Origin of the sequence: Aphanothece sacrum FPU1 (genome assembly GCF_003864295.1) — a bacterium.
Taxonomy (GTDB): Bacteria; Cyanobacteriota; Cyanobacteriia; order Cyanobacteriales; family Microcystaceae; genus Aphanothece_B; species Aphanothece_B sacrum.
This window is the reverse complement of the sequence record NZ_BDQK01000014.1, coordinates 106,590-130,404: the sequence shown is the minus strand read 5'-3', so window position 1 is coordinate 130,404 and position 23,815 is coordinate 106,590. Positions and strand designations below refer to the sequence as shown.

Below are 23,815 nucleotides of genomic sequence, written 5' to 3'. Positions count from 1 at the left end.
CTTTGTTTGGTAGGGGTCAACGGCCGTTGACCCCTACTATGAACGAGTTAAAGTCTATTATTTGTGATCATTTAGCATAACTTGTCGGGTAGAACGATTAAAATTTAGATTAATTGGGTAATTTAATCAATGAATAATTGCTATAAAATAGAGGCTTTTTGGGATGAAGATGGGAGAGTCTGGGTTGCAGAAAGTCCAGATATTCTGGGTTTGGTGACGGAAGCAGATACGTTGGAACAGTTAACGGATAAACTTAGACAAATGATTCCAGAACTATTGAGTGTAAATCATGGAATCACTATTGAGAATAAAAAGGTGATTAGTTTTGAATTAATTACTCATCGAAAAGAGTTAATTCAGGTGGTTTAAATAATGGCAAAGTCTTTTACCCCTGAGTTAAAAAAACGACTTTTACAGGCTAATTGTTGTTTTGAACGAGCAGGTAAAGGGGATCATGAGATTTGGTACAGTCCCATCACAGATCGTCGCTTTGTGGTTGATAATACCATTAAATCCCGTCATACAGCTAATGGTACCTTAAAACAAGCGGGATTAAAAAAGATTTTCTAAATTGATATATTCCCCGTCTGTTTACTGCGGGGAATTCTAATAAAATTCAAGTTAACTTTAATTTTTCTTTCTGAACACGATTACGCCACCAAGCTAATAAGGTACTAGCAATAAAAATACTCGAATAAACCCCTGCACTAAAACCAATAATTAAAGCCAAAGCAAAATATTTTAGGGTTTCTCCACCAAAAAGAAAAATTGCGACTAGAGGTAATATAGTCGTTAATGAAGTATTAATAGAACGGGTCAGAGTTTGATTAACTGAAGTATCGACAATTTCTTTAATAGAAACATCGGGAAATTCGTCTATATTTTCCCTAATTCTATCATAAATTACCACAGTATCATTAACAGAAAAACCAATAATTGTTAATAAAGAAACCAGAAACAAACTATCAACTTCTACCCCCAGAACTAAGCCAAAAATAGCAAAGGCCCCTGCAGTCACTAAGACATCATGAAATAAGGCGACAATGGCAAAAAAAGCATAATCAAATTGAAAGCGAAAACTAAGATAGACAATAATCCCAAAGAAAGAAACCAAAAGGGCTAAAACCCCTGATGTAAACAATTCTTGTCCAACTGCTGGACCTACTGTATCAATTTGTAAAGTTTCCGGGTCAAATTTGCCAATTTTATCGTTTAAAGTTTTCTGTAATTGAGTTCGTTCCTCTACATTTAAAGTTTTAGTACGAATGGAGAGAATATCTCCTTCTAATACCTGAATGGTACTTCCTCCTAATCCTTGTTCTGCCAGAATATCCCTTACTTGTCCCGTATTAATCGGTTGCGCACAGTTTTTTTGCACCGCACATTCTAATTGAAGTTGTAGTCTGGTTCCTCCAATAAAGTCTAATCCTGGACGTAATGGGGATTTTAAAGTAGACCAAGAAATGATCATTCCAATTAATCCTGCTATGATAACTAATCCTGAGATTGACCACCATAATTTTTCCCATTTAATGACATTTAACTGCATGATTCTCCTGTGATATGATCACCGATTAATATTAACGTAATTTGCTCGTAATAGCCTTTCTCGATCCCCCTAAATCCCCCTTAAAAAGGGGGACTTTGACATCTGTTTCCCCATTGGGTTCCTCCCGTATTAAGAGGTAGGTACTTTATCTTCTGTTTCCCCATTCTTTGCCCCCCTTATTAAGGGGGGTTGGGGGGATCAAATTTGATAATTAAGACTTAGTAACAGTAGGTAAATTAGGACAAAACAGTTCAGGTTTTTTACGGACGGCAGGTACACCTAAAACGGTTAATAATAACAGAGTACGACTACAAGTTAAAGCTGTAAACATACTCACTAAAACTCCCATAGCCAAAGTTAAAGCAAACCCTTTAACTAACCCAGATCCTAAACCAAATAATGCACCACAAGCAATTAATGTTGTGACATTACTATCTAAAATACTGGAAAAAGCGCGATAAAAGCCTGATTCTACCGACTTATACAGAGTATTTCCGTCCCTTAATTCTTCACGAGTTCGCTCAAAAATCAAGACATTAGCATCTACTGCCATACCAATACTGAGAATAAATCCAGCAATACCTGGCAAAGTTAAGGTTACTCCTATCAAAGAATAAAACGCTAACGTAAGCAAAGTATAGATGCCCAAGGATATATCAGCAATTACCCCTGGTAAACGATAATAAACCGCCATAAAGACAACAACAAATAATAAGCCTGCTAACCCGGCATAAATACTGCGTCGGATGCTATCTTGTCCTAAAGTTGCCCCAACGGTACGGTTTTCTACCACTTCTACAGGGAACGGTAAAGATCCCCCTCGTAACTGTACTGCTAAATCGGTAGCGGTTTCAACGGTAAAAGTTCCGGTAATGACCGCACTTCCTCCCGTAATTCCAGTAGCAGCAAATTCGGCCCCGACAACAGGCGCACTAATGACCTTATTATCCAGGAAAATACCAATACTGCGGCCAGTTCCGGCAATTTCCTTTGTCAGTTGGGCAAACTTTTTGCCCCCCTCATCGTCAAATTCAATCGCTACCTCCCAGCTAGTGCCTTGTGTGGGGCTAGGACGGGCATTTTTGAGGTTTTTTCCCGTTAATCCAATTGGGTCAAATAGTCCTAACAGGATGGTGTTAGAGGAGTCAATGGATTTGGTTAATTGAGCAATCTTTTCCTTATTTTGACCGACGGCGTCTTGAGGTCTTAGAATCACTAATTCTGCTTCTTTCTGCCTTTTAATTGTAAATTCAGCTTGAAATTCCCCTTCTGTTCCTTGACGTTGTTGACGAAATTCTAGTTGTGCGGTTCCCCCTAAAATTCGTTCTGCTTGTTGAGGATCGGTGACACCAGGTAACTGTACTACAATTTTATCTTGTCCAACAGTTTGGACGCTAGGTTCAGCTACCCCCAAAGCATTTACCCGATTTTCAATGACGGTTTTTACGTCACCTAGTTGTTGGGAAGAAATTTGTTTAATGTCTTTGGTGGGTTTGACTTGAATTGTTAATTGGGCCCCTCCTTTGAGATCTAATCCCAGTTGCAGAGGAATAGTCACCAAAATGGTGATCGCTATGATCACTAAAATAATAATGAAACCAATGACCGCACGCTGCTTTTGCATAGTAAATCCTTTGTTATAGCTTGCTAAAAGCAAAAAACCTGCAGTAAACTTTTGCCTTTTGCCTTTTTCCTGGGGTATTATCGGCCTTAAATTCGCCCTGTCATCAGTTTTTGCACTGCTTCGATAATAGTGGGAGGTTGCACAATGGTGAGTCTTTCAAGGTTGCCATTATAAGGGGTAGGAATATCTTGTGAAGACAAACGTATTACAGGAGCATCTAATTCATCAAAGAAGTGTTCGTTAATGATGGCGACTAATTCAGCAGCTATTCCCCCAGTTCTCATACATTCTTCCACAATGATCACTCGATGGGTTTTGCGAATAGAGTCCCCAATAGTTTGTAAATCGAAGGGTTTTAGGGAAATTAGGTCAATAATTTCGGGATCATAACCTTCTTTTTCCAATTGTTTGATAGTCTGCATACAATGATGACGCATCCGTGAATAGGTCAAAATGGTGACATCTTTGCCCGGTCGTACCATTTCTGCTTTGTCTAAGGGGACAATATATTCAGTATCGGGTAAATTTTCTTTGAGATTGTAGAGAAGAACGTGTTCAAAAAATAGAACTGGATTATCATCTCGGATAGCTGCTTTGAGTAATCCTTTAGCGTTGTAAGGAGTGGAACAGGCTACTATTTTTAGCCCTGGAACCGCATGAAAATACGCTTCTAACCGTTGAGAATGTTCTGCCCCTAATTGTTTACCTACTCCCCCTGGCCCCCGTATTACCATAGGAATTTTGAAGTTGCCCCCAGAAGTATAACGTAACATTCCGGCATTATTGGCAATTTGGTTAAAGGCTAACAATAAAAAGCCCATGTTCATCCCTTCTATAATGGGACGTAACCCTGTCATGGCAGCACCTACAGCCATTCCAGTAAAGCTATTTTCTGCGATCGGTGTATCAAGAACCCGCAAGTCTCCATACTTCTTACAGAGATCTTTTGTAACTTTGTAGGAACCACCATAATGACCCACATCTTCTCCCAAGACAAACACTGTGTCGTCTCTACCCATTTCTTCGTCAATAGCTTGACGGAGTGCATTAAATAATAATGTTTCTGCCATATGTTTACTAATGAATGTCTTAAGTTATCCTATCATCAGAATCTGACATTTTATCTTTTTAAGTACCTAAATAAAATTCAATTCAAGAAGACACTTTGTAATTATAATAAAATAAACACAGATCAAGGAGGTTAAGCAATGAGTGACGAATCAGACTTTCAAAAATCTGAAGTTACGGGGTCAAGACGGGATGAGGAATTTACTCGTACACCACCTTGGGGAACCGTTACCGTATTAGAAGAAGGGACTCGTTATCGCATTAATCGTATTGTGGTTAAACCAGGTCAACATATTAGTACACAAATGCACTATCATCGCAGTGAACACTGGATAATTGTGTCAGGAACGGCTAAAGTAATTTGTGATGGAGAAGAAAAACTGCTTAAACAAAAAGAATCTACTTATGTTCCCATGAATAGTCGTCACCGTGTCGAAAATCCTGGGGTCATTCCTTTAGTGATGATTGAGGTACAAAATGGGGAATATTTAGGAGATGATGATATTATTCGTTTTACTGAAACATAGGAGAGAAAATAAAAAATATTATTGCTTTAGACTTTTAAAATTCATCTAAAATTAGGTGATTAATAATTATCTGTAAGGCTTTTTTTCTTAAAAATCAATTTTTAACTGCCTTTATTATTAATATGAAAACAAGTTTAATGACTTCCTCTGAGTCTTTGCGACTAATTACTTCCGAAATTGGATTTAATCCCCTTAATAATAGTCCAAAAGATTGGCAATCAATCACTGAATATCCCTTATTAATTTTAGTTGGTTTAACCGGAGTTGGTAAAACGACTACTACTGATGCTTTATTAAACTCTGAATTGAATTTTAGCTTATTACCTAATCGGAGAATTTTAACAGATCAGGTTATTTTTCCTACAATTACCAATAGTAAAGATCCCATTCTTTGCCGGATACAAAGACTCGAATTAACTAAACAGTATCAACAACTTTATCCTCCAGGAATGGCTTATATTTTGTCCCAACTTCAGGTTAAAAAGCCATTAAATAACTCTCTATTAATTTTTGATGGTTTACGGGGAGAAAATGAGGTCACTTATGCAGCAAAAATGCTTCCTAATGCTCAATTTATTGTTTTAGAAGCCTCAAATCATATTCGTTTACAACGACTTATCAATCGTCAAGATACCTTTGATTATATTAATAATTATCGGTCAGAATCTTTGCCTAATATAAATCATAAAACAGACTTAGATATTCCCGAATTCTATAAATTATTAACTCCCATTCAACAACAAAAATGGTTAACCTTGATTAATCAAGGAAAAATAGATATAAAGGAATTAAAAGATAAGGTTAAAATTATTGCTAAAGAGCAGCAAAATTATGATATAGTAACAAGTCGTAACAGTTTACTAAAGATTGCACCTGAACGAACTTTAGCGGTGAATACTGCTTTGTACAGTTCTCAACAAATTGCTCAAATGATCATCAGAAAAATGAAAACAATTATCTTAAAACAACGAATAACAGCTTGAATAATACAATAAATCACTCAATTGTTAGAAGTATTTTAGGTTCTATCGAATCTAGTATGTAAGACGATTAGAAATTATAGACTTAAACCCTGAAGGGTTAAGCTATAAAGGCAAAACCCACCTACGTGGGTTTAATTTAGCCTCCGAAGAAAGGCTTCGTTCATATATTATCAAACTTTAGTCTAAAGACAAAACCCACCTACATGGGTTTAATCTAGCCCCCTTCGGGAGGCTTCGTTCATATAGTATCAGACATAAGGTCTGTAGTGTAGACATTGATTTAACATAACAAATTCGGTAGAATCGTATTGTATCAGTTTTATTGATTAAATATCTCACTAATCTATTATCTATTCCCTAAACTTTAAAGCAGAAAAAATGGACAGAGAAACCCCTGATTGGATACGCTTAGATAAAGCACTTTCGATTGAAGCAGAAAAAGGATTTACCGATTTACAGGGTAATCAATATCGGTTTAGCGAATTTTTATGTCTTAATTTCCGTCAAAACCCTCCTCCTCGAACCCCTAACAGTGATTGTACTCGTTGGTATGATTTAGCCAATGAATACGCAAATTATTCCCAATTAAGTGTATTGAGACGGAAAATTTTAGTCTTTAAAACTAGACAATTTATCCATCAACTCAGACTAATATTAGAAACCTCATCTGAACCTCCGGCCCCTAAATTACCTCGTATTGTTCCTGTCAGTGAAAAACAACCTTCCTTAGAGAATATAACCTTAGATAAACCATTAAATACCTTACCAGGATTAGACCAGAAAAAAAGTGAATCTCTCAAACTTTTGGAATTATATACAGTTAAAGATATTCTCTTTTATTATCCCCGTGATCATATTGATTATGCGCGTCAAATAAGTATTACTAATCTTAATCCAGGAGAAACCGTTACCATTATAGGAACAGTTAAAAGGTGTAATTGTTTTAGTAGTCCTAAAAATAAAAACCTGACAATTTTTGAATTAATTTTGCGGGATAATACCGGAGAAATTAAACTCAATCGCTTTTTTGCTGGCAGTCGTTTTAATAACCGAGGTTGGCAAGAAAGACAAAAACGTTTTTATCCTGTAGGTGCTATTGTAGCCGCTTCAGGATTAGTTAAACAAAACAAATATGGATTAACTTTAGATAATCCAGAAATTGAAGTATTAGATAGTTTAGGAGATAATATTGAATCCCTAAAAATTGGGCGAGTTTTACCTGTTTATCCCTTAACTGAAGGGGTTCCAGCCGATTTAATTAGACAGACAGTTATTACCTGTTTAAACTCAATTAAAACTATCAAAGATCCTCTACCTATTAGTATAAGAAATGAATACGGATTAATTAAATTAAAAGATGCGATAAATAATATTCATTTTCCTGAAAACCCGGAATTATTAGCCCATGCTAGACGGCGATTAGTATTTGATGAATTCTTTTATTTACAATTAGGATTCTTGCAACGTCGTCAAGAACAAAAATTAACACAAAAAAGTGCTATTTTTATACCCCAAGGGCAACTAATTGAAAATTTTAATGAGTTATTACCCTTTGCTTTAACCAATGCTCAAAAACGAGTCATTAACGAAATTTTAGAGGATTTAACATTAGAAACTCCTATGAACAGATTAGTTCAAGGAGACGTAGGTGCAGGTAAAACAATTGTTGCTGTATTTGCTATTTTAGCCGCCCTTCAATCAGGTTATCAAGCCGCATTAATGGCCCCGACAGAAGTATTAGCAGAACAACATTATCGTAAATTAGTAAGTTGGTTTAATTTATTACATTTACCTGTAGAATTGTTAACTGGATCGACTAAAATAGGCAAAAGGAGAGAAATTCATCGACAATTAGAAACTGGAGAATTACCCTTATTAGTAGGAACTCATGCCTTAATTCAAGACCCGGTAAACTTTAATAGATTAGGCTTAGTTGTCATTGATGAACAACATCGTTTTGGGGTACACCAACGGGCCAAATTATTAGCAAAAGGTCAATCTCCTCACGTTTTAACCATGACAGCTACTCCTATTCCTCGCACCTTAGCTTTAACCCTACATGGGGATTTAGATGTGAGTCAAATTGATGAATTACCCCCCGGAAGACAACCGATTCAAACAACCGCATTAACAGGAAAAGAACGGACACAAGCGTATGATTTAATTCGTAGAGAAGTGGCCCAAGGAAGACAAGTTTATATTATTTTTCCCATGATTGAAGAATCAGAAAAATTAGATGTTCGCGCAGCAGTTGAAGAACATAAAAAACTATCAGAAATTGTTTTCCCTGACTTTACAATTGGCTTATTACATGGTAGAATGAGTTCAGTAGAAAAAGATGAAGTTTTAACAGATTTTCGGGATAATAAAAATCAAATTATTGTTTCTACAACTGTTATTGAAGTCGGAGTAGATGTTCCTAATGCAACAGTTATGTTAATTGAAAATGCTGAAAGATTTGGCCTATCTCAATTACATCAATTACGAGGCCGAGTTGGACGGGGTTCTCATAAGTCTTATTGTCTGTTAATGAGTAGTAGTAAAACCCCTGATGCACGTCAACGTTTAAGCGTGTTAGAACAGTCTCAAGATGGTTTTTTTATCTCAGAAATGGATTTAAGATTTAGGGGGCCAGGAACAGTTTTAGGCACTCGTCAATCCGGTTTACCAGACTTTGCTTTAGCTAGTTTAGTCGAAGATCAAGAAGTATTAGAATTAGCCAGAACTGCGGCAGAAAAAATTATCATGGCTGATAAAAATATGCAAGGAATATCATCTTTAAAGCAAGAACTAGAACAACGCTATCAAAAATTAATGGGAGGAGAAATTTTAACCTAAGACAAGAAAAATTAATGTTCATGAACTCAGCAAGTCGTCTAAGCTATAGGGGCATTGTTTAGGTAAACTGATTTCATATTCGGCCTCGACAATCCTAACAGCATCTTTGTATATTCCTTCAAACTGCTTTTCGAGTTTTGGTTTCATACTTGGGGCAAATTTTCGATTTATACCTACCTTAAACGCAATGACTTCAGACTTCCACTTATTACGACATTCAGGCAAGGAAACGTAGTCAATCTTTAAACAATGTTCAATTTGTCTGAGGAGTAAGCTAACGACTGCATTGTATTCACTACGTCCCAAGGCTTCAATCTCCTCAATAATGTTGTCCCAATCTAATTTCTCAAAATGTTTCAATTCCTGATGAGTATTAACAAGTTCTCGTAAAGCCTGGGCTTGTTCTATTGTCCATTGATGGTAATCTTTTTCGTAAGTAAGATTGATGGCTGTCTGTGCAATCGCGCCGAAGGAACTCATGGGTTAAACTCCTATTAGAATCAATATTATCAATACTTGGCGTTGTTTAAATTAAGGGTGACTAGGTGGACACCCTCGTCCTATCAGGTTAAGGTTTAAAGGTTCCCCCTCGAATAACCCAAGTGATTGAACCACTAATGAGGGCTGTCACAGCAATGATAACGATTTGTCTCCAATTCTTTAATTCTCCCACCTTTTCGGCTAAATCGGGGATTTTTTGAATTAATGGCTGTTGTGCCTGTAAAGTGGCTTTAATTGTTGTGATTTCTTCTGATTGCTTGTCTAATTTCTGATTGACATCTTTTTGAAGGGTGTCTAGTTTCCCCTCAAACTTCTCATCCATCCTGTCTAACTTGTCCTCAATGCGTTTAAGGACTTCTGCTATAGAATAGGTAACTGTAGTGGGTTCAGTCATGAGTTAAACTCCTATTAGATATGTTTTTTGGAGATGTCCCCTAGTTGCCTAGCGACGGGGACTGACTTTATTTTAATGTTCTAGTACTTTCTCATATTCGTAGACCGCGTTCTTAAGGGGATAAGTTAGGAACAAGACGAAAAAGCAAAGTCAATAAAGCCGTTGATACTGCCACAACAATCGGCACAATCAGGGAACGAAAACCTTGCAAGTCGGAAATAGCCTTAACCATCGTAGCTTGTTCGCTTTCTACTTTAGATAGTCGCTTATCCATGCCGCCAACTTTCTCAGTTAAGGTCGCCTGTCCTATCTTTAAATCTGTTACATCTTTTTGAAGGGTATCTAGCTTGTCCTCAATGCGCTTGAGGACTTCTGCTATGGTATAGGTAACTGTAGTGGGTTCATTCATGAGTTAAACTCCTATTAGATATGTTTTTTGGAGATGTCCCCTAGTTGCCCCTAGGGGACTGATTTAATTATCGTCACTTGTCATTATTTGTAATCCAACCTTCATAGATAATTTGCTTGGGTGTATTACTATAAATGAGGGTGTTTTCAATTCCAAGGGTATCAAGAAGACTCTTGATTGCGTCCTGTTCTCCTGGTGTTAAATCCTTGATTTTACGCTTTAGTGGGTTTTCGTGCATTGGTTTCCTATTAGTAATGTTTGTTTTCTCATGCCCCCTGGTTCGCTTAGAAACTGGGACTTACTTTATTTTAAGGCTACGATCACTTAAGATTCGATATTTTTCTGATAAACATGAATTATTTAAGCCGAGAACATTATCAAAAATTAGCTCAAAACTATGATAAATTTTGGGTTTATTCTCCAGATTTTATTGATTTTTTAAGTCAAATAATTATTGACATTTTGGCATTAAAATCAACCGATATTTTTGTTGATCTTGGTTGTGGAACTGGTATCTATAGTAAATCTATTATCTCTAAAATAACTTTGAAAAATCCTGTTATTTGTGTTGATCCGTCTGATAAAATGATTGAGCAAATACCTAATAACAGTCAGTATAAAATCTTAGTTAAAGATGGGATCGAATTTGTCTATGAACCAGGAAAATATGATAAAATTTTAATGAAAGAAATGATCCATCATATTGAAGATAAAGAAAAATTTTTACAAGGGTTATTTCAACGATTAAATTTAACGGGTAGTTTACTTTTAATTTTGCTGCCTCCTACTATTGAATATCCCTTATTTACGGAAGCTTTACGAACCTACGAAGCTGTCCAACCTAATTATAATGATCTGGTGAAATTATTCCAAAAAATCGGATTTCAAACAACTGTAGATTGGGTTGAATATCCCGTTTCTATTCCTAAAGAACAGTATTTTGACATGGTGAAAAATAGATATATGTCCTTACTCTCTAGATTTGATGATACTCAATTACAACAAGGATTAGCAGAAATGGAGCAAAAATATTGTAATCAATCTAGATTAGAGTTTTGCGATCGCTTTGTTTTTATTTCTGCTAAAATAAAGGTATAATTAACTATTAAATCTACATACAACCTTGAACAGAAATAGTGTATGTTCTACCTAAAGAAATAGGTTCTCCAACAAAAACATTAACTTGAAAAGGAATAGTATCAGTTCTGGGACTTCCGACAATTTCTAAAGTTTGTCCTGAAGAAAATCCTAGTTGTTTATCATGAAAATTGTCCGATGTATTATCATTATATTTAAGAAAAGCTCTAATGCGATATTCTGCTGAATCATGGGCTTTAAAATTAACTATATACCGCTTATATTTTTTGAGAGGAACGACAGCAAAATCTGTATTCCAATTATTATTAATACGTAGACCAAAAGGGCCAGGAATTCCAGGTTGAGAAACCGTCTTAGTTACCTCTGTACCCTTAGCACCGATCACCGGAAATGCTGTACAAGCTTTCTGACTATTTGCCTTGAGTTCAGTTAACAATAAACTGCTTCCTGTCAACAGAGAAATTCCTATTAATGATATTAAATGTTTGCTTGGATTTTTCATTTTTAATGTCTATTTATTTATATAGCAATGTGCAGTTGTCTGTAATCATCTTTGGTCTAAAAATGATTACAGACAATAGTTTTACTTTCGTATAATCAGGACGAAGAAACTTGAAAATTGGTTCCTTAACCTAATCAAAACTTAAAGCCTAATCCTATAAAAACGAAGTCTGCGAAGGCAGGCTAAATTCCAGATGTGACACGCCGCATCTTGTTTGTTTTGTAGGGGTCAACGGCCGTTGACCCCTATCTATTATTTGTGATAATTTAACATAACGATACTAATATTTTCATTAATTATGTTTAATAGCACCACCATTTCTAACCCTTTCAATACGATCTTGATGAGGGGTATTTTCTGAATTATTACCATTAGCAGAAGGAGCAAGAATTTCACGACACCGAGGACTATTAAAACAATTTTGTATATCTTTTTTCCTTTGATCTTCTGATAAATTAGGCTTTTTTTCTGAGTCGGGTAACTTGGTTGATTGAGGTTGAACTGAATTAACAGATTGATGATTATTAGTTGATGGTAATTTAGGAGAAGAATTACAAATCGCTGATAAATCTATAGCGGCTCCAGATTGATCAATTCCGTAACAAGTGGGTGAAGCTTTAGCCTCAGAAGGAACAATCATTGAAGCCATTATTAAAGCTCCAGTTATTATCATATATTTCATAACTTGTCTTTACTCCTAATAAGTCTTTATTAGGAGTTTAATGTATTATTCTGCTTAATCGCATCGCTAAATTTACTTAAAATCAGACAAAATTAAGCAATCATTATTCTCTTAAATTAGTTATTATTCTCGGAGTATAACTGAGGTATAACAACTTCAGGAATCTTAGCAAAAATCTGATCAACAATCATATCAGGAGTGTTATTTTCTGTTATCATAATCCGTAAATCTGCTTGAGCATATAACTCCTGTCGCTGTTCTAATAAAGATTGTAATTTTAAAGAAAGATCTTGTTGATCTAACAAAGGACGAGTGTTATCTTCAGCTAAACGTTGTATCAGTAATTCTACGGGAACATCTAACCAAATAATTAAGCCATGATGAAGATAACTCCAATTTTTTGGTAGTAATACAATTCCTCCTCCAGTTGCAATCACACTTTTAGTACAAGATGCTACTTCTGCTAATGTTTGAGTTTCAATATCTCGAAATTTTTCTTCCCCCTCACTGACAAATATTTCATTAATGGTTTGTTGAGTGACTCGCTCAATTAAAATATCTGTATCAAAAAAACGATAACCGAGTCTAACGGCTAAAACTTTGCCTACGGTACTTTTTCCACTTCCCATCATTCCAATGAGAAAAATATTGATTCCTTGAAGTAATTTTTGCATATAAGTAGTCGAACAAATGAAATGACAATGAATCGTAAACACTTTAACATAACCATGCTTCTTACAATCGCACTCCCAGAACTTAGGTCACTAACAAGCAGAAATTCAGTACAAGTATTGCTTATGACAGGGAAGACAGACTGGGTTACATTTTACATCTAAAATGTAAATAATATATAGATTTGTTGATATTTTGTCAAGAAAAATTAAAGCAAATTTAAGAGAATTTTCGGATGTTCTAAAGTGACTAATCTTTCATAATATAAATTAGAGTTGATAGAGTTACCGCTCTAAAGAAAAATTCCTAAGAATCAAAGCTGTTAAGAAGTGTGAGAGTTAAATAACCGTAAAGCAACATAAACTATTAAGGAAGTAGTCGGAACCATGATGAATTTAGATAGAGAAAAGCGTGTTACCTTTAATAGTGTGGCTTGGATATTAAGTCTGATTGCTATGTGTCAACTTAACCCTTTAATGGGATTAGGTTTTCTGCTCTCTTTTTGGATTATTCTCTGGTAAGTAGGTACACAAAATTAATTACACAAAATTTGTAGGGGCGGGTTTTTTACATAAATCCATGATTCTCACCAAAAAACTAGATCAACCCGCCCCTATTACCGTTGTTACTCAACCATTACGACTATATCAAAACCCGCGCCTTGACTGTGCAATTAATTTTGCTTTGGTACTTAGTATAATTATTTGAGTTTCCCGGCAACAATTTTGAGCAACTGTTCGTCACACAATCCCGATAGTGTAGCTATTTTTTACGTTACTATTATCTTAAGAGTTCTTCTTCCCCAAGCCTAGGATCACGACTCAGATAAGCCATGCCGATTGCATCGGATATCTGATATAAAAGATAACAAAGTATAATCACCCGAAACTGTCAATCTAGCTTAATATGCCAAGTACAAAGACTCAAAAACCAATCAGGGACAAACAACTATTTGTCGCCTTGTGTTCCCTTCCTTTTCTGTGGGGAGGAGTCTTGAGTTCCCCCGCTCAAGCTAAAGATATTGAGATAAAAGTGGGGATTGTACAGCGATTTGGAGAAGAAAAAGATAAATTGTCCATTACTGCGACTAATGGGGATAATCTTACTCTACGCTTTAGTGATAAGAATGGTCAAATTAACACCCTTAATAGTAAACAATTAACCCTAGAAATTCTCAAACAATCCTTACCTTCTCCTGAACTTCAAGAAAAAGTAATTCTTAGTGATCATGCTACCTTTGAAACCGCAGAAGATAATGCAAATCAATGGAAAGCAAAAGGGATTAAAGTTGAAGTTACCCAACCCGAAAGATGGCAAGTTTGGGCTAAACGAGATGTTTATGAAACCCCTTTATTGCGACGTTTACTGTTAAAAAATCTTAAAGCAAAAGGATTTACTCAACCTTATCTAGAATCAGCTATTTTAGCCGCTAAACCTCAAGCAACTTTTACCGTAGCAGGTAATCGTTATCAAGCGGATAATTTAGAGATTATTGCTACTAGAAATCCCATTCAAGTTAGTTACAGTAAAGAAAAAACTCGTCTTTATGGAGGCAGTTTAAAATTACAACCTAACGCCTATGGAACTTACAGTCTTGTTAATAATGTTCCTCTAGAAACCTATTTAAGAGGTGTAGTTCCTCATGAAATTGGTAGTGGGGCTCCCGCGAATGCAGCCAAAGCACAAACGATTATTGCTCGTACTTATGCTTTACGAAATCTTAGACGATTTAAAGCAGATGACTATGAATTATGTGCTACAACCCATTGTCAAGTATACTATGGTTTAAGTGATACCAGCCCCAAAGCTGATCAAGCAATTTTAGAAACTAAGGGTCTAGTTTTAACTTATAAAAATGAATTAGTAGACGCGCTTTATTCTTCCACAACTGGAGGAGTTACCGCTACCTTTAGTGATGTTTGGAATGGGGCAGAAAGACCTTATTTACAAGCAGTTATTGATTCTCCCCAACAAATTTGGGATCTCTCACAAAAATCCCTCGCTGATGAACAAGAATTCCGTAAATTTATTAGCATGAAAGATGGCTTCAATGAAACCGGAAGAAATGTATTTCGTTGGAACCGACAATCAACTATTCAAAGTTTAAGTCAAGACCTACAAGAATATCTTGAAAGACGTAAAAATCCTCTGGCTAATTTTAATAAAATTCAATGGATGGAAGTAACAGAAAGGGCCCCATCTGGACGAATTATTACTCTCAAAGTACAGACAGACAAAGGCATAATAGAATTACATAAAAATGAAGTTCGTAGTGCCTTTGGCCCTCCCCGTAGCACTCTTTTTTATCTTGAACCCATTTATAATAATCAAAAACAATTAACTGCTTTTGCCTTTGTTGGAGGTGGTTTCGGCCACGGAGTAGGAATGAGTCAATATGGGTCTTATAATTTAGCAAAATTAGGTTGGACGGCTGACAAAATCCTTGCCTTTTATTATCCAGGGGCGAAAATTCAAACTCTTGATAATTCAATTGTTTTTTGGCCTCAAAAGGATTAATTTAGTAGGGTGGGCAATGCCCATCCTACACCCTTAAGATTAATTAATAATCAACAATGGGAATCCATTCATAACTATTAACAATTCCCTGAAAATACTCATTAATAATTTCTCGTGAATAAGGAGTCACTCCCTCATCTCCAAACCATTTTTCATAAATAGTAACGGTTTTAGGTTGATCACTAATAATGCCTTCCATAAACTTAACTAAACTATAATTAATCGTATCACGCCAAGCAGATTCATCTTGAGGAATCATACAACTATAAGATTCATAAGCATAGGGAAATTCAGGAACTACATCTAAAGAATTGGGGTTTTTTGCTTCTTTTTTTAATCCTTGTAACAAAATTCCATCACTAGCAAATGCTTCAATTTCTCCTGTTTCTAATTTTTTTAAACCCTCATTTCTATCTTTAACTGTTACTAATTTAGCGGCAGGTTGTTGAATTTTAATAGCCTGTTCATTGGTAGTATTAGGAATAACTCCAACTTTGCGCCCTGCTAAAGATTCAATGGTTCCCAGTTGACTCCCTTTTTTGACTAAAATCTTAGTCCCACTGGCAAAATAACTAATCGTAAAATCAACTTGTTTATCCCGTTCCCAAGTAAAAGTTGTAGAAGCACATTCAATATCAATTGACCCATTTTTTATCTTTTCAAAGCGATTTTGTGGGGTTACTTCTACTAACTGAAGTTTGATCGGTTTACCTAATTTTTTTTCTACATCTTTACGAATAATTTCTAAAATATCAACAGAATAACCAACCCATTTACCTTGTTCATTAACATAAGCAAAAGGAATCGCATCCTTACGAGTTCCGGCAGTAATGACCCCTGTTTGTTTAATTTTATCTAATACTTTTCCTGCCCAACTAGGAGATTGATAAGTCACCGCTAAACATAATGTTAACGCAATTATAGATAATTTTTTTATCATTATTAATTCTCTCCTAATGATTTTAGATTTATTTAATAGACTGAAAAAAGATGGTTTATGTTTCAGTTAATAACAATTGATTTATTAATCTGTGTAATGGCTTAATATTATTGGTTTTACCGGACAAGTTATGCTAAATTATCACAAATAATGGATTTTAACTCTAAAGAGTTAAGCTATAAAAACAAAGGTTGCCTACGCAACCTAATAATTGCTGTCCGCGCTCGTCGGACTTTGTTTCTATAGCATAAGGCTTTAGCCTTTTATTAATTATTAGTTTAGCATAGTAAGCGAGGTAAAATTATTATGCTTGGTTTCATGGCATTAAATAGAATAAGATTGATTAATACTAGCTACATTAATGCGATTACTTAAGTCAGCTAAAGTTTGACTGAGATCCCAATCTTTTTGTTGTAATTGAGAAATTTTATCACAACTATACAAGACGGTTGTATGATCTTTTCCGCCAAATTCTTCCCCAATTTTCGGTAAACTTAAATCAGTATGTTGACGCATTAAATACATCCCAATTTGTCGTGCTAAACTAATTTCTCTGCGTCTAGAACTTCCTTTTAAATCTTCTACTAACAATTTAAAATTATCTGCTACTACCTGTATAATTATCCCAGGAGAAGCAGGAACTTGTTCTAATGGAGGATTTAAAACTGGGGCAATATTATCAACCGTCATCGGTAATCCTGAAATAGAAATATAAGTAACTGCCCGAAGTAATGCCCCCTCTAATTCTCGAATATTAGAAGTATAATTACTAGCAATATATTCAATTACTTCACGGGGAAGACGAATGTTTTCATACTCTGCTTTTTTTTGAAGAATGGCCATGCGAGTCTCTAAATCAGGGACTTGAATATCCGCTATTAATCCCATAGAAAAACGAGAAATTAACCGATCCTGTAAAGTCGGAATTCTTTTAGGAGGACGATCAGAAGCTAAAACAACTTGTTTTCCGGTTTCATGTAAAGTATTAAACGTATGAAAAAATTCTTCTTGTGTATATTCTTTTCCTTCAATAAATTGAATATCATCGACTAATAAAATATCGACTGTACGATAATGTTCTCGAAAATTTTCCATACTATCTTGACGAATTGCCGTAATTAAATCATTAGTAAATTGTTCCGTCGAAACGTAAAAAACGTTAGCATTAGGATAAAGATCAAGTCGATAATGAGCGATCGCTTGCATTAAATGAGTTTTCCCTAATCCTACTCCTCCACAAAGAAACAAAGGGTTAAATTCTCGTCCTGGAGACTCAGCAACTGCTAAGGAAGCAGCATGGGCCATCCTATTTGTGGGGCCCACCACAAACCGAGAAAAGGTATAACGGGGATTTAATCGCCCCAATTTGGGAGATTCTGGTATAGTCTCTCTAAATTCTTTAAATCCTTCTTTTTCTTGGACAATTGCCCAATTTTCTCCTTGAGGAGTCGTTAACTGAATTTCCACCGAATGACCAACTACCACCCCTACCTCTTGGGCAATAATGGATTGATAAGTTTTCTGTAAGTGATTTAGTACAAAAGAATTGGCTACTTCAATGATGACACAGTTATCTTGCCATTCCTGGACTGTGGCGGTTTGAATCCAAGTTTCAAACGCAGGACGGGTTAAACGCAATTTTAGGCGTTCTAGAACTTGATTCCAGAGGTATTGGGAGGAAATAGTCACAAATTTACAAAATTATGGTTCTAGCAGACAATTTATGCTAAATTATCACAAAAGACTTTAACTCGTTCATAGTTAAGCTATACAAACAAAGGTTGCCTACGCAACCTAGAAGTTAGGCCGCGCTCGTCGGACTTCGTTTTTATAGGATCAGGCTTTAGCCTTTTATTAATTATTAGTTTAACGATATCATCAAACATAGGCAACAAAACCAGAATTAATTATGAAGACTATTTTACAAATTGCTCAATTAGGTGAACCAATTTTACGAGAATTAGCCCAACCAGTTATTGATATAACAGATCCTATTTTTCAAGAATTAATTGATTCTTTAATTGCGACTTCTATTGATGCTAAAGGTGTGGGAATAGCTGCCCCTCAAGTATCTGAATCTTGTCGTTTATTTATTATTTCTTCTCATCCTAATCCCCGTTATCCTAACGCACCTTTGATGGAACCAACCGCTATGATTAATCCTCAAATTGTTGACCATTCTCAGGAAAAAGTTAAAGGGTGGGAAGGTTGTTTAAGTGTGCCAGGTTTACGGGGATTAGTTCCTCGATATCAAACTATTATTGTTGAATATTTAGATCGTTATGGTCATTTACAACATCAAGAATTAACGGATTTTGTAGCTAGGATTTTTCAACATGAACTCGATCATCTTAATGGATTGGTATTTTTAGATCGATTAGAAAATGATCATGATCTTTATTCTGAAGAAGAATTTCAACAATTGATAATTAATAATGGATAATTGATAATTCATAATTACCTTTCCCGCATTGATTACATAAAGAGCGCGGGTTTATTTTACTTCTTTGTGAGAATCATAAATCTTGTAAAAACCCGCCCCTACAAAAATACACCGCTACAAAAAATGCCCCTACAATTTTTTAGGTAATTAATCTTGTATACTTACTTCGTATTAAGAAGTTGTAAAGCATTCAAAAATGCTCTAGTTTCTCTCGGTTGTGGCTCAGAATTTGCATATCTAACCCCTAGGGCATAAACTCTGTTATTGACTAAATAAATTCGCATGACAATAGTTTCTGTCTTAGTCTTAAGAGTGAATTCTTGTCCTGGATACTTATCTAGAGAAACCGACCTTTCTTGAGTTAATTTAAACTTATCATCTGAAGTTACTTTACCCTTAATCGTCTTGAATAAAACCTGAGAATTTTTAATTTGTTCCTCCGTCAAAGCATCTGCATATGCTGCCATATAACGGCGATTTTCACGACTGGAAGCTAAAGTCCTAAAATTAACTAAACCAACAGGTGTTTCTAACTCTATTTTCTCCTGAATTAAAATTCCTGGAGGTATCCAAAAAGAAACATTTCCTTCCTCAAAAATGACAAATTGCCAGCTATTTAATGTCTCTCTAACAGGAATAATTCCATCAGGTGGCCGTTGAAAAAGTCGTACATCTTCTGAACGGGTTCTTCCTGTTTCAAAGAAACTACGAAAATCTTGATTAGGGGAGAGAGTATTTTGAGCAACTAATCTAGATATATTTCCATCAACTAATTGAAACCCTATGAAAATAAGGAAGATTAATAAATAACGACTTGAGATAATTTTCATGGTAATATTTAGTAAATCAAACAACAACAAAATAAAATTTTTATTTCAGAAATAAAAATCTAAGTTTAAGTACCTTGTTTGTTTTGTAACTTTTTCATTGTATCACGAACGTGCTGTGCATTATTAATATTACCTTGTGTGGTAAAAAGTTCAGCAGCTTTTTTTAAATCAGTCAAGGCCTTTTCTTTATTACCTATCTTAAACTGTGTCACACCTCGATTATGATAAGCATCAGCAAAGTCACCTTTTAATTGAATTGATTTTGTATAATCATCAATCGCTTTTAGAGATTCTCCTAATCTATTATATGCTAGGGCCCGATTATAATAAGCATTAGCATGATTGCTATTAAGACTAATCGCTTTATTGTAATCTATGATTGCTTCTTTAGGATTTTTTAGCTCATCTTGAGCATTGCCTCGATAAATATAAAAATCTGCATAATTAGGCTCTAATTTAATTGCTTCTGTACAATCTGTTACTGCATTTTTATACTGTTTTGTCTGAAAAAATGAATAGCAACGATTCCCATAAGCATAGGCAAATTTTGGCTTTAATTGAATTGCTTGATTGTAATCAGCGATCGCTAATTCATAGTTAGCTAAAACCAATTGAGCATAACCTCGATTATAATAAGCATCAGCATCTTTATTATTTAATTTGATCGCTTCTGTAAAATCAGCGATCGCCCCTTGATAATCTCTTTTTTCAAGCTTATCTACTCCTTGATTATACCATTGAACAGCACTTAATTTGGGCGTTTTATTCGGTTGAGGTTGAGTAGATTCTTGAGCGAATAAAAGAGGTTGAGTTACTCCAAAATAATTAAACAATATAATAGTCGTTAAAATACCTAAATTGGACAAAACATTTTTCATCAGGTTTACTCCTCAATAATTATTAACTATTTATAGATTCAAATAAAGGGTTAATTTATGTTTTATTTGAGCTAAATATTGGGTTGCTAATTCTCCTAGATACTTAATTAATCGACGCTTATCAAAAGTATTAGGTTCCCTAGATGGCTCAAAATTAACTAACTAGATAATTCCATATCGATAATCGCGCATTCTTCTTCTGTTTCACTCCAACCTAAATCAAGTAAATCTATTTGTTGTACGGCCTCTAGCATTTCTTCTTTTTCTTTACGTTTTTCTTCCTGTTCGATTAAAGAAGCAATAAAGTCACTTTCACTTTTATTTTGAGAAATAATATCTAATATTTTAAGTTGGTCGTTAGTCAGATAAATAGATATATTAGGCATGATATTACAAAATATATTATGTTGCATAATAACATAGCTTTTTAATTACTGAAACTTATTTATGATTTATAATTCCGGTTCTACCGAATCTAGTATATAAAACTATTAGAAATTATAAGCTTAAACCCGCTCAGGGTTAAGGGATAAAGACAAAACCCCCTTACGCAAGTTTAATTGAGCCTCCCGAAGGGAGGCTTCGTTCATATAGTATCAGACATAAGGTCTGTATGTAGACTTATATTGAGTAAAATTATCAAATATTCTACAATATTAGCTGAAGGAACTTCCGAATTCGTTATAATCATGTCTATTCCTACTTTTATTCTTGCTTCTGCTTCTCCTGCTCGTCGTAAACTTTTGCAAACTGTTGGCATTGATCCTATCATTTGTCATAGTAACTTTGATGAATCTACAATTAAATTATCAGACCCGATTAAATTAGTAGAAACCTTAGCTTATGCTAAAGCTGAAATTGTTGCTAGTCAGTTTGATTTATCCTTAGTATTAGGATGTGATTCTGTTTTAGCTGTCAATGGGGAAATTTATGGAAAACCAGAGTCAGAAATAGAGGCAATAAATCGTTGGCAAACCATGAGGGGAAGTCAAGGAATTTTATATACGGGTCATGCTATTATTGATGGAAAAATACAAAAAAAAATAATTCGTTGTGGTATCACAAAAGTTTTTTTCGCTGATTTAGATGATGCCACAATTCAAGCTTATGTTAAAAGTGGAGAACCCCTCAAATGTGCCGGGGGGTTCGCTTTAGAAGGTAAAGGGGGATTATTTGTCGAAAAGATTGAAGGTTGTCATAGTAATGTGATTGGGTTAAGTCTACCTTTATTGAGAGAAATGTTACAAGAATTAGGCTATGAAGTTCGAGATTTTTGGCAGCATGACTAAGTAAGTAGGTGATCATAATTAAAGTCACAATAGAAAAGTTCATAGTGATCGCTTTAGCCATTATTAGACGAAGCTTTCAAGCCCTAAAAGGAACCTGCTAGGAGTTACGCACTGTAAGGTCATAATAAGGGTTTAAGATTGCTTCGCTACCGCTCGCAATGACGTAAAATCGTTGTTTTGGGTTGGTGAGTGCGCATTGGTGTCAACTTAAAATTAAACCCCAAGACACACAAGTTTTCCCACCATCCCACCCACACCCTGCCAAGGGTGGGGTTAACTGTACAAAGCCAGCCTATGCTGGCTAATTTTACAGAAAGTCCGCGCTCGTCGGACTTCGTTGGTATAGCCACAGGCTTTAGCCTGTCGGCGTTTTGGACTAAGTTGACACTAATGGTGAGTGCATAAATTCCCTTCCGTCGAACTCAGGTTTTATTTATGTCCGACTACTTACTTGCTTAACTAACAAGTCCTTGCGAACCTTGCCTGTCGCAGTCTTAGGCAAGTCCGTAAAGTAAAATACTTGGGGTTGCTTGTAAGAAGCAAGTTGAGATTCACAAAAATGGTGCAAATCTTCTTTGGTGATGGTTTGGGAGTCCCAGGGTTCGATAAAAGCCACCAACAGAGTCTGATTTTTTCCTAGATCTTCAGGTGAGATTCCGACCACCGCAGCATCTCGTACCAGTTCGTGTCTACATAGTACATTCTCAATTTCGATGGAGGAAATGTTTTCCCAACCATAATCTGTTTCTACATAGATTAAGTCCTTGAGACGGTCTCGAATCTCTAGATAGCCGTCTGGATGAATAATTGCTACATCCCCCGTGTGGAACCAGCCATCTCGAAACGCCTTTTCAGTAGCTTCAGGATTTTTGTAGTAACCGGTCGCCACCGTATTACCTGCCATGATCACTTCCCCCAAGGTATGACCATCCCAAGGAACGTCTTGTTTTGAGTCATCGACCACCCGTAGCCCTGTTCCAGCATGAATAGTTCCTACTCCTTGGCGGGCGCGCTTGAGGGCGCGACTGGAAGAAGATAATGCCTGCCATTCTTCTTGCTCTTCACAAACGACATAGGGGCCAAAAGTTTCATTTAACCCATATTGGTGGATAAAATTAACCCCCATATCATCCAATTGTTCGATCAGAGTATGAGAAGGTGCAGCCCCCCCCGTAATAATCGTCAGACCGCGAAATGATTCCTTGTCTCCTGGGGCTGATGCAAGCGATCGCACCAGACGAGGCGCACCTGATAAGTGGGTAATTTTGTATTTGGAGACTGCTTGACAAACGACAGAACTATCTCGGATTTGGTCACTTGGCAGAATTACTTGACTTGCTCCCACGGCAACATTGGCCCACATATGGCCCCAGCCATTAACATGAAACATGGGAAGTACCCACAGATATTTAGAAGCCCGATTAAGTCCAATCATCAACACCTGCCCCAATGCGTGCAGATAAGCACCTCTGTGACTGCAAATTACCCCTTTTGGACGACCCGTAGTACCGGAAGTAAAATTGATGGTCAGGGGATCTAGTTCATTGACAACGGTTTGATCTAGCTTAAAATCACCATTTTCAGCCGCTAAACAAGTTTCGTAGTCGAGGACTCCAGAATCGATAAGGGTGGCGGGGGTATCGATAACGATAACTTGCTGCAAGTGTGAAAGAGTCACTTCATGATTTAGGACAATTTTCTCCCTTAAGGAAGCATCTACAATCAAGACTTTGGCCTCACAATAGTCTAACAGAGAGACAAGATCTTGCTCCGGCAGCCAAGGATTGAGAGCTACAATCACAGCACCAATAGCTGGAATGCTGAAATGAGCTTCAATTGTTTGTTGATTGTTTTCTGTCAGGAGAGCAACTCGATCACCGTACCCCACTTGCAGTCCTTTCAAAACTTGGGCCAAACAGCGACATCGGCGCAATAACTCCCCATAAGTAACTATTCCATCAGCATGGGCGATCGCGCTTCGGTTAGGAAATGCCTGACCACTGCGCTCTAAAAAAGTGGTTGGACTCAATGGTACATATGAGTGCATAATGTAGCCTTGCTCTCCATTCAA

26 protein-coding genes are annotated in these 23,815 nt (G+C 35.9%); 10 read left to right on the top strand and 16 right to left on the bottom strand.

The genetic code is table 11. The features are described from left to right. Positions 1–129 precede the first annotated feature (129 nt). Together AsFPU1_RS17150 and AsFPU1_RS17145 are read left to right on the top strand one after the other, a co-directional pair. A complete protein-coding gene (locus AsFPU1_RS17150; protein WP_124971472.1) occupies positions 130–369 on the top strand; it encodes a DUF1902 domain-containing protein in 240 nt (79 codons plus the stop codon). A 3-nt stretch (positions 370–372) separates the two neighbouring features. Then, complete coding sequence (locus AsFPU1_RS17145) at positions 373–570, top strand: type II toxin-antitoxin system HicA family toxin (RefSeq protein WP_124971469.1); 198 nt, start codon at positions 373–375, stop codon at positions 568–570. Positions 571–616: 46 nt separating this feature from the next. On the opposite strand, the gene secF is transcribed toward AsFPU1_RS17145, so the two are convergent. The 3 genes from secF to AsFPU1_RS17130 form a co-directional block, all read right to left on the bottom strand. Further along, on the bottom strand, positions 617–1,549 hold the full coding sequence (gene secF, locus AsFPU1_RS17140; protein ID WP_124971465.1) for a protein translocase subunit SecF: 933 nt from the start codon (positions 1,547–1,549) through the stop codon (positions 617–619). A 211-nt stretch (positions 1,550–1,760) separates the two neighbouring features. Further along, positions 1,761–3,173, bottom strand: a complete 1,413-nt coding sequence (secD, locus tag AsFPU1_RS17135) for a protein translocase subunit SecD (RefSeq protein ID WP_124971462.1) — start codon at positions 3,171–3,173, stop codon at positions 1,761–1,763. An 86-nt stretch (positions 3,174–3,259) separates the two neighbouring features. Then, positions 3,260–4,243: an alpha-ketoacid dehydrogenase subunit beta gene (locus AsFPU1_RS17130; protein WP_124971459.1), complete on the bottom strand. Its 984-nt coding sequence runs from the start codon at positions 4,241–4,243 to the stop codon at positions 3,260–3,262. A 138-nt stretch (positions 4,244–4,381) separates the two neighbouring features. Between AsFPU1_RS17130 and AsFPU1_RS17125 the strand changes: the two genes are divergently transcribed. The 3 genes from AsFPU1_RS17125 (at position 4,382) to recG (ending at position 8,589) form a co-directional block, all read left to right on the top strand. Further along, positions 4,382–4,768: a phosphomannose isomerase type II C-terminal cupin domain gene (locus tag AsFPU1_RS17125; protein ID WP_124971456.1), complete on the top strand. Its 387-nt coding sequence runs from the start codon at positions 4,382–4,384 to the stop codon at positions 4,766–4,768. A gap of 122 nt (positions 4,769–4,890) precedes the next feature. Continuing rightward, positions 4,891–5,751 (top strand): AAA family ATPase, encoded by an 861-nt coding sequence (locus AsFPU1_RS17120; RefSeq protein ID WP_124971453.1) that lies wholly within the window; start codon positions 4,891–4,893, stop codon positions 5,749–5,751. A 378-nt stretch (positions 5,752–6,129) separates the two neighbouring features. After that, the gene (gene recG / locus AsFPU1_RS17115) at positions 6,130–8,589 is read left to right on the top strand and encodes an ATP-dependent DNA helicase RecG (protein WP_124971450.1); all 2,460 of its coding nucleotides are present in this window, start codon (positions 6,130–6,132) and stop codon (positions 8,587–8,589) included. A gap of 18 nt (positions 8,590–8,607) precedes the next feature. On the opposite strand, the gene AsFPU1_RS17110 is transcribed toward recG, so the two are convergent. The 4 genes from AsFPU1_RS17110 to AsFPU1_RS22740 form a co-directional block, all read right to left on the bottom strand. Next, positions 8,608–9,069 carry a DUF29 domain-containing protein gene (locus tag AsFPU1_RS17110; protein WP_124971447.1) on the bottom strand — a complete coding sequence of 154 codons (462 nt, stop codon included), beginning with the start codon at positions 9,067–9,069 and terminating at the stop codon, positions 8,608–8,610. A gap of 88 nt (positions 9,070–9,157) precedes the next feature. Beyond that, positions 9,158–9,484, bottom strand: a complete 327-nt coding sequence (locus tag AsFPU1_RS17105; RefSeq protein WP_124971444.1) for a hypothetical protein — start codon at positions 9,482–9,484, stop codon at positions 9,158–9,160. A gap of 112 nt (positions 9,485–9,596) precedes the next feature. Continuing rightward, complete coding sequence (locus tag AsFPU1_RS17100; protein WP_124971441.1) at positions 9,597–9,893, bottom strand: shikimate dehydrogenase; 297 nt, start codon at positions 9,891–9,893, stop codon at positions 9,597–9,599. Between the two features lie 73 nt (positions 9,894–9,966). Next, the gene (locus AsFPU1_RS22740) at positions 9,967–10,131 is read right to left on the bottom strand and encodes a hypothetical protein (RefSeq protein WP_172957430.1); all 165 of its coding nucleotides are present in this window, start codon (positions 10,129–10,131) and stop codon (positions 9,967–9,969) included. A gap of 113 nt (positions 10,132–10,244) precedes the next feature. Between AsFPU1_RS22740 and AsFPU1_RS17095 the strand changes: the two genes are divergently transcribed. Further along, entirely contained in the window at positions 10,245–10,991 is a 747-nt protein-coding gene (locus tag AsFPU1_RS17095; RefSeq protein WP_124971438.1) for a methyltransferase domain-containing protein, read from the top strand. Positions 10,992–11,004: 13 nt separating this feature from the next. On the opposite strand, the gene AsFPU1_RS17090 is transcribed toward AsFPU1_RS17095, so the two are convergent. The 3 genes from AsFPU1_RS17090 to AsFPU1_RS17080 all read right to left on the bottom strand — a co-directional run bounded on the left by AsFPU1_RS17090 (position 11,005) and on the right by AsFPU1_RS17080 (position 12,849). Then, entirely contained in the window at positions 11,005–11,493 is a 489-nt protein-coding gene (locus AsFPU1_RS17090; protein ID WP_124971435.1) for a hypothetical protein, read from the bottom strand. Positions 11,494–11,785: 292 nt separating this feature from the next. After that, positions 11,786–12,142, bottom strand: coding sequence for a hypothetical protein (locus AsFPU1_RS17085; RefSeq protein ID WP_227873360.1), 357 nt, complete (start codon positions 12,140–12,142; stop codon positions 11,786–11,788). A gap of 149 nt (positions 12,143–12,291) precedes the next feature. Further along, positions 12,292–12,849: a shikimate kinase gene (locus AsFPU1_RS17080; RefSeq protein ID WP_124971429.1), complete on the bottom strand. Its 558-nt coding sequence runs from the start codon at positions 12,847–12,849 to the stop codon at positions 12,292–12,294. A gap of 384 nt (positions 12,850–13,233) precedes the next feature. On the opposite strand from AsFPU1_RS17080, the gene AsFPU1_RS23340 reads away from it, so the two are divergent. Next, positions 13,234–13,368 (top strand): hypothetical protein, encoded by a 135-nt coding sequence (locus tag AsFPU1_RS23340; protein WP_265415812.1) that lies wholly within the window; start codon positions 13,234–13,236, stop codon positions 13,366–13,368. A gap of 385 nt (positions 13,369–13,753) precedes the next feature. Beyond that, positions 13,754–15,364: a SpoIID/LytB domain-containing protein gene (locus tag AsFPU1_RS17075; RefSeq protein ID WP_125061145.1), complete on the top strand. Its 1,611-nt coding sequence runs from the start codon at positions 13,754–13,756 to the stop codon at positions 15,362–15,364. A 43-nt stretch (positions 15,365–15,407) separates the two neighbouring features. Here the strand turns inward: AsFPU1_RS17075 and AsFPU1_RS17070 are convergent, their stop codons facing one another. Beyond that, positions 15,408–16,304 (bottom strand): amino acid ABC transporter substrate-binding protein, encoded by an 897-nt coding sequence (locus AsFPU1_RS17070; protein WP_124971426.1) that lies wholly within the window; start codon positions 16,302–16,304, stop codon positions 15,408–15,410. Positions 16,305–16,628: 324 nt separating this feature from the next. Then, positions 16,629–17,993, bottom strand: a complete 1,365-nt coding sequence (dnaA, locus tag AsFPU1_RS17065) for a chromosomal replication initiator protein DnaA (RefSeq protein WP_124971423.1) — start codon at positions 17,991–17,993, stop codon at positions 16,629–16,631. A 220-nt stretch (positions 17,994–18,213) separates the two neighbouring features. Between dnaA and def the strand changes: the two genes are divergently transcribed. Next, a complete protein-coding gene (gene def, locus AsFPU1_RS17060; protein WP_172957429.1) occupies positions 18,214–18,747 on the top strand; it encodes a peptide deformylase in 534 nt (177 codons plus the stop codon). A 161-nt stretch (positions 18,748–18,908) separates the two neighbouring features. Here def and AsFPU1_RS17055 read toward each other — a convergent pair whose 3' ends face one another. The 3 genes from AsFPU1_RS17055 to AsFPU1_RS17045 form a co-directional block, all read right to left on the bottom strand. Continuing rightward, positions 18,909–19,577: a hypothetical protein gene (locus AsFPU1_RS17055; protein WP_227873359.1), complete on the bottom strand. Its 669-nt coding sequence runs from the start codon at positions 19,575–19,577 to the stop codon at positions 18,909–18,911. 65 nt (positions 19,578–19,642) lie between these two features. Continuing rightward, a complete protein-coding gene (locus AsFPU1_RS17050; protein ID WP_124971417.1) occupies positions 19,643–20,455 on the bottom strand; it encodes a tetratricopeptide repeat protein in 813 nt (270 codons plus the stop codon). A gap of 158 nt (positions 20,456–20,613) precedes the next feature. After that, a complete protein-coding gene (locus AsFPU1_RS17045) occupies positions 20,614–20,841 on the bottom strand; it encodes a hypothetical protein (protein ID WP_124971414.1) in 228 nt (75 codons plus the stop codon). A gap of 303 nt (positions 20,842–21,144) precedes the next feature. Here AsFPU1_RS17045 and AsFPU1_RS17040 point away from each other — a divergent pair, with 303 nt between their 5' ends. Continuing rightward, entirely contained in the window at positions 21,145–21,744 is a 600-nt protein-coding gene (locus AsFPU1_RS17040) for a Maf family protein (protein ID WP_172957428.1), read from the top strand. A 433-nt stretch (positions 21,745–22,177) separates the two neighbouring features. On the opposite strand, the gene AsFPU1_RS17035 is transcribed toward AsFPU1_RS17040, so the two are convergent. Continuing rightward, on the bottom strand, positions 22,178–23,791 hold the full coding sequence (locus AsFPU1_RS17035) for an AMP-binding protein (protein ID WP_172957427.1): 1,614 nt from the start codon (positions 23,789–23,791) through the stop codon (positions 22,178–22,180). Between the last annotated feature and the right edge of the window lie 24 nt (positions 23,792–23,815).